The sequence below is a fragment of the Pseudomonas sp. BSw22131 genome, from assembly GCF_026810445.1.
GTDB classification, from domain to species: domain Bacteria; phylum Pseudomonadota; class Gammaproteobacteria; order Pseudomonadales; family Pseudomonadaceae; genus Aquipseudomonas; species Aquipseudomonas huanghezhanensis.
Genome location: NZ_CP113949.1, coordinates 1,761,545 through 1,774,550, shown reverse-complemented (window position 1 = coordinate 1,774,550; position 13,006 = coordinate 1,761,545). Strand labels below are relative to the sequence as shown.

The 13,006-nt window shown below is 51.8% G+C and carries 12 protein-coding genes; 4 read left to right on the top strand and 8 right to left on the bottom strand.

Translation table 11 applies throughout. The features are described from left to right. Positions 1–592 precede the first annotated feature (592 nt). The gene (locus OYW20_RS07890; RefSeq protein ID WP_268800138.1) at positions 593–1,840 is read left to right on the top strand and encodes a ribonucleotide-diphosphate reductase subunit beta; all 1,248 of its coding nucleotides are present in this window, start codon (positions 593–595) and stop codon (positions 1,838–1,840) included. Positions 1,841–1,938: 98 nt separating this feature from the next. Here the strand turns inward: OYW20_RS07890 and OYW20_RS07885 are convergent, their stop codons facing one another. The 5 genes from OYW20_RS07885 to dcm form a co-directional block, all read right to left on the bottom strand. Further along, positions 1,939–2,433, bottom strand: a complete 495-nt coding sequence (locus OYW20_RS07885; protein WP_268800137.1) for a HEPN domain-containing protein — start codon at positions 2,431–2,433, stop codon at positions 1,939–1,941. A gap of 1 nt (position 2,434) precedes the next feature. Further along, positions 2,435–3,490, bottom strand: a complete 1,056-nt coding sequence (locus tag OYW20_RS07880) for a DUF262 domain-containing protein (RefSeq protein WP_268800136.1) — start codon at positions 3,488–3,490, stop codon at positions 2,435–2,437. A gap of 76 nt (positions 3,491–3,566) precedes the next feature. After that, the gene (locus OYW20_RS07875) at positions 3,567–4,820 is read right to left on the bottom strand and encodes a type II restriction endonuclease (protein WP_268800135.1); all 1,254 of its coding nucleotides are present in this window, start codon (positions 4,818–4,820) and stop codon (positions 3,567–3,569) included. After that, the gene (locus tag OYW20_RS07870; protein WP_268800134.1) at positions 4,801–5,283 is read right to left on the bottom strand and encodes a very short patch repair endonuclease; all 483 of its coding nucleotides are present in this window, start codon (positions 5,281–5,283) and stop codon (positions 4,801–4,803) included. Before OYW20_RS07870 ends, OYW20_RS07875 begins: the two co-directional genes overlap by 20 nt. A 57-nt stretch (positions 5,284–5,340) precedes the next feature. Beyond that, positions 5,341–6,768: a DNA (cytosine-5-)-methyltransferase gene (dcm, locus tag OYW20_RS07865; RefSeq protein ID WP_328284813.1), complete on the bottom strand. Its 1,428-nt coding sequence runs from the start codon at positions 6,766–6,768 to the stop codon at positions 5,341–5,343. A gap of 496 nt (positions 6,769–7,264) precedes the next feature. Between dcm and OYW20_RS07860 the strand changes: the two genes are divergently transcribed. Then, positions 7,265–7,828, top strand: a complete 564-nt coding sequence (locus OYW20_RS07860) for a BRO-N domain-containing protein (protein WP_268800133.1) — start codon at positions 7,265–7,267, stop codon at positions 7,826–7,828. 157 nt (positions 7,829–7,985) lie between these two features. Here the strand turns inward: OYW20_RS07860 and OYW20_RS07855 are convergent, their stop codons facing one another. Both OYW20_RS07855 and OYW20_RS07850 read right to left on the bottom strand, forming a co-directional pair. Continuing rightward, the gene (locus OYW20_RS07855; protein WP_268800132.1) at positions 7,986–8,276 is read right to left on the bottom strand and encodes a hypothetical protein; all 291 of its coding nucleotides are present in this window, start codon (positions 8,274–8,276) and stop codon (positions 7,986–7,988) included. A 666-nt stretch (positions 8,277–8,942) separates the two neighbouring features. Then, positions 8,943–10,105, bottom strand: a protein-coding gene (locus OYW20_RS07850; protein ID WP_268800131.1) for an IS3 family transposase whose coding sequence is annotated in 2 segments (ribosomal slippage) — positions 8,943–9,850 and positions 9,850–10,105 — 1,164 coding nt in all. Because the reading frame shifts where the segments join, the coding sequence is not laid out codon by codon here. A gap of 250 nt (positions 10,106–10,355) precedes the next feature. On the opposite strand from OYW20_RS07850, the gene OYW20_RS07845 reads away from it, so the two are divergent. Next, entirely contained in the window at positions 10,356–10,964 is a 609-nt protein-coding gene (locus tag OYW20_RS07845; protein ID WP_268800130.1) for a GAD-like domain-containing protein, read from the top strand. A 197-nt stretch (positions 10,965–11,161) separates the two neighbouring features. On the opposite strand, the gene OYW20_RS07840 is transcribed toward OYW20_RS07845, so the two are convergent. Beyond that, positions 11,162–11,893 (bottom strand): SDR family oxidoreductase, encoded by a 732-nt coding sequence (locus tag OYW20_RS07840; RefSeq protein WP_268800129.1) that lies wholly within the window; start codon positions 11,891–11,893, stop codon positions 11,162–11,164. Positions 11,894–12,052: 159 nt separating this feature from the next. Here OYW20_RS07840 and OYW20_RS07835 point away from each other — a divergent pair, with 159 nt between their 5' ends. Then, positions 12,053–12,919: an AraC family transcriptional regulator gene (locus OYW20_RS07835; protein WP_268800128.1), complete on the top strand. Its 867-nt coding sequence runs from the start codon at positions 12,053–12,055 to the stop codon at positions 12,917–12,919. Positions 12,920–13,006: the final 87 nt, after the last annotated feature.

Below are 13,006 nucleotides of genomic sequence, written 5' to 3'. Positions count from 1 at the left end.
CAGCCCTCGGCCAGCGACGCCGCGTAATGCAAGGCCCTGCGCTTCATAGTGCCGCACCCGGCGCCTGTAAAAGAGAATTGAAGCGCGTCACAACGGGACGCATTTGTTGAAATACCCAGTTGCACCACGGCCCCAAAAACCTATATCGTGTGTCCCGTAGCGAATCGCAACACTACATAGGCGATTTCGATCCAGAACCATCGCTTCTGCGTCAAGACAAAAATGGCGAGCGTTCATGAGCTAGGAGCGCCCACCCATCTGTAGGTCGTATCGGTCGCAAGACACACGCACGGGACAAACTTCCGTATACTTGCGCCCCTCAAACAAGGACAACGACATGACCACCTGCGCATCCAAAGCCGACCGTATTCACTCGGCCCCAATCCGCACGCTGTGTCAGCCATTTGCTCCCTCCACGTGTAGCGGCCACGGCGCCTGATCGTAGCCCTCACGTCATTCCAGAACATTTTAGATTTCCCGAGGGCACTCCCCTCAACCGCTGTATTGCCTCAAGAGCGTTGCGCAATCCGTAATGCCCCTATTTATCCAAATCGACCGCCAAAAACGGTCCTCAAGCAGGAATCTCATCACCATGCTGAGCTGGGACGAATTCGACAAAGAAGACGCCGCCGAACCCGCCAAAGGCGCTAACGCAGGCCATGCCTCGGAAGCGGCAATGGACAAACTCGACAGCGCCGGTGGCCTGGCCGCACAAGAAGCGCGCGCCGTCATCGCCAGTGACTCCGCCGCGATCAAACGCGCCAAGGCAGCACTGGACAAACTCGACGTCGCAGAAGGCCTGGCTGAACTCGAAGGCGCCGCCGCACGCGTCGCCGTCGACGAAAAAATGATGATCAACTGCCGCGCCGACCTCAACCAGCTCGTGCCTTTCAAGTACGACTGGGCCTGGCAGAAATACCTCGACGGCTGCGCAAACCACTGGATGCCGCAAGAAGTCAACATGACCGCCGACATCGCCGTATGGCGTGATCCGCTGGGCCTGACCGACGACGAACGCCGCATCGTCATGCGCAACCTGGGCTTCTTCTCCACCGCCGACTCCCTGGTTGCCAACAACCTCGTACTGGCCGTGTACCGCCTGATCACCAACCCCGAGTGCCGCCAGTACATACTGCGCCAGGCCTTCGAGGAAGCGATCCACACCCACGCCTACCAGTACTGCATCGAATCGCTGGGCATGGACGAAGGCGAGATCTTCAACATGTACCACGAGATCCCATCGGTCGCCAAAAAGGCAGCCTGGGGCCTCAAATACACCCGTTCGATCTCCGATCCGAAGTTCGAAACCGGCACCGTCGAAACCGACAAAGAACTGCTGCGCAACCTGATCGCCTACTACTGCGTTCTGGAAGGCATCTTCTTCTATTGCGGCTTCACCCAGATCCTCTCCATGGGCCGTCGCAACAAAATGACCGGCGTCGCAGAACAGTTCCAATACATCCTGCGCGACGAATCCATGCACCTGAACTTCGGCATCGACGTGATCAACCAGATCAAAATCGAAAACCCACACCTGTGGGACGCTGAAATGAAGGAAGAAGCAACCCAGATGATCCTGCAAGGGACCCAACTGGAAATCGAATACGCCCGCGACACCATGCCCCGCGGCGTGCTGGGCATGAACGCGGCGATGATGGAGGACTACCTCAAGTTCATCGCGAACCGTCGCCTGAGCCAGATTGGTTTGAAGGAAGAGTACCCAGGTACGACTAACCCGTTCCCATGGATGAGCGAGATCATGGACTTGAAGAAAGAGAAGAATTTCTTTGAGACGCGGGTTATTGAGTATCAGACTGGTGGGGCGCTTAGCTGGGATTGATTACTCGTTAACCAACTCATGTAAATATAAAAGCCAGGATTAAAAATCTTGGCTTTTACATTTCGAAAAGAGACTCAAATACCATTTATTGAAATATCTCAGTCAGGCCCTAAAGCTGAGGGCTCCTCAGCTAGTTTCAGAGACGAGTCCATAGCTTCTAAGATCTTCACCGCGGCAGCATATATTCCGCTTAACTCTCTGAAAGTAGTCGTTACGCCCGAATTATGCGCGACCTCGTGCCGCTTTGATAAAGCATTATTATACGTTGTAACGACGCGATCATCTAATTCTTGGTTAAAAGATTGTTTGACGCGATCTCCAAAAAGCCCCAAGAAGTTTGATAAATCTCCTTTGATAAAACTTCTCAAACACTTTACACCCATTGAATAAGCAAAGCTCTTCAAACCTGCATCATCAGAGCGAGAGCTTGCTATCCGCGCACTCAATAGCGAATAAACAGATTGCTGGACATCCGCACTCAAAATAACCAAGATATACTGAGTCAAATAAGACTCTACTTCAGTATTCCAAGAATTTGACTCATTTAAATGAATTTCACAATCATCAATAGCTGCGCGCGTTCTAAGTAGCATATCAGACCGCCCCTAAATACTTAGCAGCCTCTTCGAATCTAATCTTTACAACTTTTTCATCGCTAGTACTGACTGAAATGGCGGACAGATAGGCAGCACTAGACTTTAGATTAGTAAATTTTAAATCTAGGTCATCAGGCTCATCATCAAGATTAGCAATGGCACTATAGACAGAGTCCAAAAGAGCGTAATTCATCGGCCCCCTGAGGTGAAACGGTTTATCACCCAGTTGCTCATCTATAATTCTGACAGCCCTTTCAAAATCCATTTTCATATTTTTAAGGGAATCGTCCTGTTCTGACTCAGTCATCCTACCCAATGAGGCCATAAATGAATTCAAATAGGTCTTCATCGGCTTTTCATACGTTTCCGAATTACACTGCAATGCAAGAATTCGCAATATAAGCTCGACATCTCGTAGTCTATTATCAATTTTTGGCCTAGCGATTATATTGCGCCAGTGGACGTTTTCATTCAACTCTTCCAACAAATTCGCAAATTTACCCTGATAAACTGATCGTCTGATCTCCATAGCATTTAAATTCATACCTCCGGTATTTAAACGCTCGAAGATATGATAAATACTTGAGTCATCGGCCGGATCGAGTTGCTGTACTATCGTAGCCCTGAGAACGGTATCGTCCAAAAGCAATTTATCAGGCTCGTCAAGTTCGTCATAGGTACGCCCCTCCCACTTAGGCATTACTCCGTTCAGTCTAAATATTTTCTCATCAAATCTATTTTGGAAGAACCTCACAGATGACAGGATACGTTGCTGACCGTCGATAATAGACAGCTTATTCGAAGACTTAATTTTATATAAAAAAACCCCTGGAACTGGGAGCCCTAACAGGAAGGACTCGATTAGCTTGCTAGCCCTTTTCTGATCCCATACATACTTTCTCTGAAATTCCGGGACTATAATTTGTGCCGCATCGACCTTACTCAGATATCCTTTCAGAGTAAAGTCTGCGGGATAAGAAGTAATTTGATAAACCTTAGTTTCTACGTCTTCATCAAAATCTTCCGTAGGATCAACTTCCCATTCTGCTACCATTTCAAACTCCCTTATTAGAAAATTTCAAAATATGAGTCTTGAGGAGTCTCAAGACTTATAGCTATGACACTTGCTTCTAACTTTTAGCCTTTAACTTTACTAACGAAATAAACTCAGCCAAACCTATTAACCATGCACGCTGATTGGCGCTATACGTCTCTTGAATCCTAGCAGGCACAACGAGCTGTAGAGATTGCGAGATCATCTCGTTAGTTTGTTTCTCGCTTATCGCGGCCTCCAACGTAATCAAATGTTTATTTTGAATCCTGTTTGCCTCGGTCAAAACCTGTCTCCACCTGTCTTTACATGTTGTTTTAGCTCCTAACATGACAAGGTTTCCCTTTAGGAATTCTAAATCGCGATACTCATCAAAACCGGGAAATATGAAATCGGGTTTAGAGTTATTTTCAGTTACAGATCCTTTTCCACGGCCTTGCTGAAATCGCAGGCCGTGCGCCTTGAATATTTCATCCAGATGTCCCTCGAATGCATGCCCAACACGAGACTTTCTTCTATTCTGGACGCTTAATGAAAAACTAATAAAACCATCTACATCGTCACTACTACTACCAAAACCTATTTTAAGTCGCCGCTTAACTAAATGGCGCTCATAGATACGAAAAAGTTTTTCCTCTTGTTCCATCCAATTTAGGATTGTCTGATCTGGGGCGCCCAAAGGGTCGACAGATCCACCGATAGACTTTCTCGCATAAGCAGAAAACGCGTTCGTAGGAGGAAAGATTTCACCACCAAAAAGCTTGATCAATTGCTCAAGCCAAAACTCATCGTCAGAGTTGGCTTGGGTGAGACTTACCCCGAGATCTTCAAGCATCAATCGTAGCGGTAATATCAAATCTACTGAATCGAGCTTGCCTTTGGTAAAATTCTCACTTACATGGGGAAGGCCGAAAAAAACTCGTAATTGTGCTTCAATAGTTGTACCAGCAGGGGTAAAAATCATAAGCAATGAATTGTCGCGCTGTTTAGCAACAAGTAAAAAATCGCCCTCAGATATAAGCTCGGTTACCGAGTTTCCGTAATAATACAATCGGTATTCAGGCCGCCGATGAGGTTTTTTCCGTCGACAGTCATACCACGTCACCATACCTTCAATGATTTCAGGAGTGGACGCCTCGTCGCTAAAATAGATCTGCTTGGCCTTAAATCTATACTCCTCATTTTTATCGGGAGCACCCAAATATTGTTTAAACCCCGCAGCGGGCAACCCCCCTATTTCATGCTGTCGAGACCGTTTGGGATCAGCATCGACAGCGCTAAGATATTTTGCAGCTACACCCTCAAAGTAATCGCTAATCCTGTCCTCTGACATAGAATTCCAAATCCCTTTCGCTTACCTCGAAATATTCAGAACCATTTATCAGCCAGTTGGCTATCAGGTCAACAAGCAAGGGAGATTTTTGCTTCTTCATCGACCGCACAGCGCATTCCCACACAACGAGAACTCTCCAGCCCAGTGCCTTGAGAGAAGCCTCCTGGACGCCGTCGCGAATCTGATTTTTCCCGATTTTCTCTAACCAGAACTCAGGACGAGTCTTGGGCACCTTGAAGTATCTACATGTGTGTCCATGCCAAAAGCAGCCATGAATGAACACAGCAGCCTTGTATTTCGGCAAGAGCAAGTCAGGTTTGCCTGGGAGATCCTTGGCGTGGATACGAAAGCGAAAGCCCCGCGCATGCAGGGCTTTACGGATGAGGAGCTCCGGAGATGTGTTTTTGCCCTGAATACCGGACATCATTCTGGAGCGGGTTGCGGCATCGACGACGTCGACCAAGGAGACCTCCGTACCAAGGCGCGAATGCGCCTTGGGCTATACAGAAGTTGCTTCGACTCAGGCAGGCAGCGCAAATTCCAACTGAGGCTGGGCCTCAGCGGTTTTGGATTTAGCAGCCAAAATCCGGTCTTTCATCAATCGAGCCACAGCCTCGAAAACTGGGACCGCTACAGAGTTGCCAAACTGCCTGTACGCCTGAGTGTCGGAGACAGGTATCACAAATTTGCTTTCTCCTGGTCGGTCGAAGCCCATCAGACGCGAGCACTCATGCGGAGTAAGCCTACGAGGACGGTTGAGTTGATTCAGCTCACTGTGGAAATCGAGGTGTTCGACGAATCCGCGATCCACCAGAATTTCGGAACCATCCTTGTGGTATCTCGCAGAAAGGGTCCGTGCGACGTCATTTGGCCCGGTCAAGCCGAAGCCGAAGCCATTACCCTTTTGACGATGTTTTTCAGCATATCGATAGAGATAGTCCCAGAGCTTCGGAGTGAGGATGTATTTGGGATCTACATCTTTATCCAGTACGTCACCGAAGCTAGGACGCTGCTTGGGAATCAGCTTGTCTATGTCACGCAACGTAAAACCGCCGTGGACGTTCAAATCCCGCCGAAAGCCTACCAATACGATTCGTTCACGATGCTGAGGGACGAAATGCTTTGCATCGATCACTTTAGGATCTGAACCCTTGGGAGCATTCACGTCCGCCACTTCATAGCCGAGCTCATCAAGAGCTTCGCAAATGATTCGGAACGTATTGCCCTTGTCGTGGCTCTTCAGGTTTTTGACGTTTTCGAGAAGAAAAGCAGCCGGGCGCTTGGCCGCGATGATCCTGGCGACGTCGAAAAACAGAGTTCCTTGGGTTTCGCATTCAAAGCCATGTTTGCGGCCCAGAGAGTTTTTCTTGGATACACCGGCCAAGGAAAATGGCTGGCAAGGAAATCCGGCAAGCAGCACATCGTGATCCGGGATTTCGCGATCAATGTTCCGATACGCTTCCTCGTCACTCACTTCGAGCTTGTCTGACAGGGTGACCGTCCGAATGTCTTGGTTGAATCGATGCCGGGCCGGATCGCAATAGTGGTTCGCTTTATAGGTTCTTACAGCGAATTCGTTCCACTCGGAGGTGAATACGCACTCTCCACCGATTGCTTCAAATCCTTTGCGTATACCGCCGATGCCAGCAAACAAATCGATAAAAGTAAAAGAAGACTTCGTGGTTGGCCGCTTTGGAAGCAACGACTTCAGATGCTCGTATTCCTGATGTGTCAGACGAGGCGAAGCTTTCCCTTTCACCCAGCGGTTAACGGTCTCACGACAATGAGACGACCCTATCTCATTCAATTTCGCCGCGAGCTGCCCTTGGTCATAGATCTCCAACAGCTGGCGAAGGAGCGCCATATCTTCTGCAGGATGGGGATCAGGGGAATAGGTAGATTGGTCCAGTGTAGATGAATCGGGCGTTGTGGCTTCAAAAAGGTTCATGGACCTAGCTTTCCTCTGGGTCAAATCTGTGACGAGCGATCACCATTCTATCCCTACGTTGCAAATTGTAAATTCTTCATTTGCTCTCTGAGAGAAAACCAGTGTCACAGCAAGGGATAAGGACTGCCCGATAAATACTGTACAAAAAAACAGTATAGGGAGAATTCTGATCCTGTCCATCAGCACAAAATCAGCTGCTGAATTTCAGAATCGCCCTACAGCTTTGCATCTTGCTCGCCTTCCCAGAGAGGCCTAACCTTTCGCCGCGCCTAAGAAACGCACAACAGAAACCCCAATGCAGCGGCCCGCCCGCTCCCGTTAGAATGTGGCTTTACGTGCCTGCGGCTTTCGGCTGCACGTCGTAAAATCTTTGCTATGTCGGGAGTGGACCAATACAAGACCCGAAAGGGGAATAAGTCCGGCCTTTTCTGCATTGGAGGTTTCTTAACTCCCGACGCCTTAGCCCTAAAAAGCTAAAAATGCAGAGATAACAAGAATGCTCAACCTCGACGCACCAACCTATTCCAGGCAACCCTCACCCGCCACGCTCCAACCCACCTCGTTCCAACGCCACAACCGCCAGCTCCGCGCCCTCCTCCTCGAATCCCAAGTCTGGTTCTGCGCCCGCGATATCAGCCGCATGATCGGCTGGCCGCTGGATGAGCGCACGACGCGCAAGCTTGATGCTGACCAACGTCGTGTCGTGACGCTGACGATGCATTACGGGCTGACGGATGAGTTGCTGCTCAGCGAGTCGGGGTTGTACACGATGCTGGTGCATCACCATCACGCGGAGAATCGCGGTCTGCGGCAGTGGGTCACGAATGAGGTGGTGCCGGCGTTGCGCGATGAGCAGTTGCCACCGACGCACAGCAGTCCGTGTTTGAGTTTCCTTCAGTGGCCGGGGTTGTCAGTGAGCATGTTGCATTGGCAGAGTGAGCCGTGGATCAGGCTGCGGGATATGCCGAGGCTGTTGCCGCACGCTGAGTTGCAAGAGAATTCGGGTTCGGGAGCGGTTCGGGGGTCTTGGTGGCGGGCGGCGCGTCGGTTTTTTGGGTGAATTGTTTGCTGCCTTGGCTGAGACGCGGAGCATCTGGGGATGCTTTCCCACTCGAAGCGTGAGGACCGATCATCAAAAGCTCCAGGTTACCCAAGGAATCCTGAAGCTAAGACGAACCTCTCCGAGCTGTATGACGAAGAGCGTGGGAACGCAGAAATCAGCCCTTTAATCGCGCTCTGTACTCTTCGATCATGTCTTTCGACACGTCCTCTTTGAAGCACAGTGGCGCGTAGCCGCCAGCGCGGTTGTAGGCGCTACGCTTGCCGCAACGGCTGCCATTGCTGGCTGAGTTGTAAGGGCACGGGCAATTGCCTGGATACGAAGCGATTGATTCTTGAATCAATAATCGGACGATGGCTGAGTCGGGGATGGTCGTGTCTTTTGCAAAAACTGAAAACGCGCAAAACAGCGCGAGTACGGCGACGAAATTGCTTCCTATCTTTCTCATGGCCTTTCCTTAGCGAGCGGACGATATGTCCAGACCACTTTCTACCATGACATCATCGCGCCACCAGCATGACTTTCTCAGGTGAGTGAAGGCTATATCTGTAACCTGCTATCGAGCTTTCCTACAGAATGCTCATCATTGATCGACGATCTTCAAACCTTACGCGCACGATGAGGCTATAAGCTCACTCACGAACGTTTCCTGACGGATCCTGAAAAAAAAGACCACGGACATGGCCAAGAAAACCTCTCTCTTCGACGATCTATTTTTCATCGCCTACCGGCTTCTGGGATCTATCTACATTCAGTTGCCAGCGCACCATTGCCGGTTTTTTCCGGGATGCAGCAGCTTCAGCCGATGAAGCTTGTTACGACTTTCAAAACTGTCGCCTCGTTTGACTAATTCGTTCTGCCGGTCATATTCGCGTTTGGCGCCATCGCCAGTCTCTTTGCCCGCCGCTAACGCCCCACCCTCCTCAACACCGTCGCCACTCCAAACGGCTAGACGCTCGCCAGCATCACGTGGCGTGAGTTCGAGTTGCTGGTGGACGAGGCGCTGCGGCGTCAGGGGTTTCGGTTCAGGAAACGAGCGGCAGCGGGCCGGATGGCGGGTTGAGTTGAGCGTAGGGCATTTATCGGCAGGTGGCGTTGGGCGTGGCTGTAGTGGTCAACTCATCCCGGACACGGTTTTGAGCTTTTCTTCCGTTTTCGCTGGGGCCAATCCATCGTTAAATTGATGAGGTCGGATCCAGTTGTAGTGATGCATCAGGTACTGGCTAATGTCTCTCTGAGCCTGGTGGCCGGTCATGTAGCCAGTGGTTGGTATCCACTCTGTTTTCAAGCTGCGAAAAACCCGCTCCATCGGCGCATTATCCCAGCAGTTTCCTCGGCGGCTCATACTCTGACGCATGCGATAACGCCACAGCCGCTGGCGAAAGTTGCGGCTGCCATATTGTAATCCCTGGTCTGAGTGAAATAGCAGGCCTTGCGGCTTGCCACGCTGCTCGTAAGCCACGTCCAACGCCTTGATCACCAAGTCTGCATCCGGCTTTTCTGATAACGCCCAGCCCACCACTCGGCGAGCGTAAAGATCCATGACAACCGCAAGGTAGTGCCATTTCCCCTGTGCCCAGATGTAGGTGATGTCGCCGCACCAGACCTGGTTGGGCGCTTCGACATCAAATTCTCGGTTCAATATATTTGGGATATCCGGCCGCTCGACTGTCGCCTTTTTATAGGCGTGTGATCCTGGCTGCTTGCTGACCAACTCCAGCTCACGCATCAGCCTGCGTACCTTAAACCGTCCAATTTGCTCACCTTCTTCTTGCATCATCAACGTGATGCTTCGACTGCCGGGAGCACTTCGGCCCTGGGTGAACAACTCGCTCACTCGGCTACGCAGCCTGAGCCGCTCAACATCTGGTGTTCGCCGCCTAAGACGATGCGCGTAGTACCCCGAACGAGCGACCTCAAACGCCTCGCACAAGCAGTCAACAGGCTCATGGACGCTTAGCTGATTGATCAGCGCGTACGCTCGAGATCTTCCGACATCAAGAGCGCGGTAGCCTTTTTTAATATTGATTTCTCGCGCTCGAGGCGAGCAATCCGAGCTTCCAACTCCTGGATTTTTTGCTGCTCTGGTGTCAGGGCCTTGCTCTGGGGCGTGACGCCGGTGCGCTCTTGCTGAAGCTGGTCGACCCAGCGGCGCAGCGCCGACTCACCAACACTCAGTGAACGACTGGCTTCGATGAAGCTATAGTTTTGCTTGAGCACGAGGTCGGCAGCCTCGCGTTTGAATTCTGCGGAAAAGGTACGGCGTTGTTTGGTCATCTGACACCTCGATCTGGCGAGTATTCTCGCCTAAAAGGGTGTCCGGTTTCATTAGACCACTACAGGCAGGCGATTCGGTTGAGTTGATTGGCTACGGGTGGCGGTTCTGAAGCGGGGCATTCTGGTTAGCCGTTACGGCCGGTGTGTGGAGGTGATCGCGCCAGAGCTAAGGCCTCTGGCGCTGACTTTCGCTTTTACAGATCAGTAATCGCCTGCATATTCATCGCAGTCGATCAAAAAGGAGGCGTACATGGACAAAGTATTTGCCAGGTTTCTAGAAAAGTTTGGTAGCCCTGTTGACCGGGAGGAGGTTCCGGCATCAAGCCTCGAGCGCTACAGAGGCAAATTGCCCAATCAGCTGTTGGAGTATTGGGCTGAGCATGGCTGGTGCGGATATGGCAATGGCATTTTTTGGTTAGTGAATCCGCAGGAATATGAAGGAGTCGTGGCTTCCTGGATTGAAGGGACGAAACTTGAGGAGCGGGACACCTACCACCTTATTGCACGTGGTGCGTTTGGCGACCTGTACCTGTGGGGCGAGAAAACGGGATTTTCGCTGAAGATCACTAGCGTCTTTTCTCGATGCGTTATCCATGACTTTGAAATTACGAGCGAGGAAATGGACAGAGAGCTTCAAGGTTTTATCGTATCCAGAAACGTGGACTCCAACGATGTAGAAGACTTGTTCAACCCGACGAGAAGAAAGCTGGGGACGCTACGCCACGATGAAATGTATGGCTTTGTTCCGGCGCTGATGCTTGGAGGAGAGCCCACTCTGGATCAGGTTGAAAAAGTAAAAGCTGTAGAGCATCTGATACTGCTCTCTCAGCTCTCCGAGCTCGAGCCTTATAACTTCTAGGCACGCGTGCAAGCATACGGCGGTGCTGATGGCGTTTGAGATGTTTACGGAACGCTGGCGATACCCTCTTGATAAGTCGCCGCTCGCAAGCTCCGAGTCCGGACTTCAGGAATCGGCCCGGATTGGGTGTCGCACAGGGCTGCTGGAACATAACTTTGGCGTTTGGCGGGCAGCCATTCCCGTTGTCCGAAAGATGTTCAACCTTCGTAACTGCCACCATATTCCTTTGGGACCAGATCGGCTTGTGCAGCGCCGCTTTTGATCAGCCCCAGGATCGTTTCCGCCACCCATTCTGGCGGGTGTGCGAACGAAACGGTTTCGGCTTCCTGTGCCTTGGCAGACGTCAGGCCCGACTTCACCGAGCCGTAGAACTCGGTGGTGGTGATAGAGGGGTGCATAACGGAAACAGCGATACCCGCTTCCGCCAGCTCTAAGCGTGCCACGCTCGAGAGCATGTTGAGCGCAGCCTTTGAGCTGGTATACGCGGCCGAACCTGGGTAGGTGGCAAGCGTCGCGCCCGAGCTGACGTTGACGATGCTTCCGCGTCCTTGCTTGAGCATATAGGGGATGACGGCCTGCATCATGGCAAGTGGCGCCACACTGTTGAGATTGAGCAGCTCTTTGAAATCCTCGAGTTTGATGTCTTGGATGGTGGCATGCAGTCCCTGTCCAGCATTGTTGATCAATGCATCGATGCGTCCAAACTTCGAGATGATGGTATCGATGGCGTGTTGCACCTGCTCGGGCCGGGTGACATCGCACACCACTGCCAAGGCATCGACCAGTTCTTGTGCCAAGGCGTCGATGCGATCCTGTCGACGGGCGAGCAACACCACCCGCGCGCCGGCACGGGAGGCCGCGCGCGCAGTGGCTTCTCCAATTCCGGATGAAGCCCCGGTCACAATGACCACTGCATTTTTAATGTCCATCAAGTATCTCCCTCGATTTGGCTGATGCGGGCGAGTCAATGCGCATGGGCAGAATCTTACGGCGCATCCGCGAGCGATGCTTGCGCGATCAAATCAGTCATTTGCCCATTCGTGCTAACGTGCTTTGATCAGTCATTGGGATCTGGCAAATACCACGCTATGCGCGACGTCATCAGGGTCATTAAATCGTTTGTTGAGCAGCGCGCTACCGGCGTGCTGACACTGACTGGCATGCCGCGTGTTGACATCCTGAAGGTCTGCGCGCCTACCCAGCTTGCCCCAGAGATCTACCAGCCCATCGTTAGCCTAATCCTGCAGGGTGAAAAGCGGCTCGTCATTGGGAGCCAAGTCCTGCGCTATACCGCCGGACATACCTTCATCGCCTCCATTGATGTCCCTGTAATCGGGGAGATCGTCCAGGCAAGCGCCAGCGCTCCCTACCTCGCGGTACGCTTGACCTTTGACCGTTCGGTGGTGGCTGACCTGCTACGCGATGCGCAAGGGCTTGATGAAACGCCAGAAGAGCGAAGCTTCTGCGTCAGTCAGGCCAGCGAAGACCTAATCGACGCCTGGTTCCGCATGCTGCGCCTGATGGAGCGGCCAGATGAGGTTGCGGTCATGGCTCCATTGCTGGAGCGGGAGATCCTCTTTCGTTTGTTGCGCGGCCCGCAAGGTGCGGTCCTGCGACAAGTGGCCAGCATCGACAGTCGGTTTTCACGAATAAGGAAGGCCTTAGACTGGATCAAGGCAAACTACTCCACCGCTTTGCGCGTGGCACATCTGGCCAATCTGGCCAACATGAGCCCATCGTCTTTCCATCGGAGCTTCAAGGCAAGCACGGGCATGTCTCCGCTCCAGTACCAAAAGCATCTCAGGCTCTATGAAGCCCGTCGCAGGCTCTTCGCCGAACCTGGTCATGTTGCCAGCGTCGCCTTGGCGGTTGGCTATGAAAGCCTGTCGCAATTTACCCGTGAATATGCGCGGATGTTTGGCGCTCCACCTGCTCGCGACGTCAGGGGCCACTAAAACAAAATACACGAACTGATAGAGCCGGAAGTTAAGCTGCGAAAGCCACCCGCAGTGCTTTTTTACGTAACCGTCCGGCCAAGTGAT

Bases quoted from the DNA above. Each gene is read 5' to 3' on its own strand.
- OYW20_RS07885 (WP_268800137.1), bottom strand. From the start codon at position 2,433: ATGCTACTTAGAACGCGCGCAGCTATTGATGATTGTGAAATTCATTTA.
- OYW20_RS07860 (WP_268800133.1), top strand. From the start codon at position 7,265: ATGCTCAACCTCGACGCACCAACCTATTCCAGGCAACCCTCACCCGCC.
- OYW20_RS07875 (WP_268800135.1), bottom strand. From the start codon at position 4,820: ATGTCAGAGGACAGGATTAGCGATTACTTTGAGGGTGTAGCTGCAAAA.
- OYW20_RS07890 (WP_268800138.1), top strand. From the start codon at position 593: ATGCTGAGCTGGGACGAATTCGACAAAGAAGACGCCGCCGAACCCGCC.
- OYW20_RS07845 (WP_268800130.1), top strand. From the start codon at position 10,356: ATGGACAAAGTATTTGCCAGGTTTCTAGAAAAGTTTGGTAGCCCTGTT.
- dcm (WP_328284813.1), bottom strand. From the start codon at position 6,768: ATGAACCTTTTTGAAGCCACAACGCCCGATTCATCTACACTGGACCAA.
- OYW20_RS07835 (WP_268800128.1), top strand. From the start codon at position 12,053: ATGCGCGACGTCATCAGGGTCATTAAATCGTTTGTTGAGCAGCGCGCT.
- OYW20_RS07880 (WP_268800136.1), bottom strand. From the start codon at position 3,490: ATGGTAGCAGAATGGGAAGTTGATCCTACGGAAGATTTTGATGAAGAC.
- OYW20_RS07855 (WP_268800132.1), bottom strand. From the start codon at position 8,276: ATGAGAAAGATAGGAAGCAATTTCGTCGCCGTACTCGCGCTGTTTTGC.
- OYW20_RS07840 (WP_268800129.1), bottom strand. From the start codon at position 11,893: ATGGACATTAAAAATGCAGTGGTCATTGTGACCGGGGCTTCATCCGGA.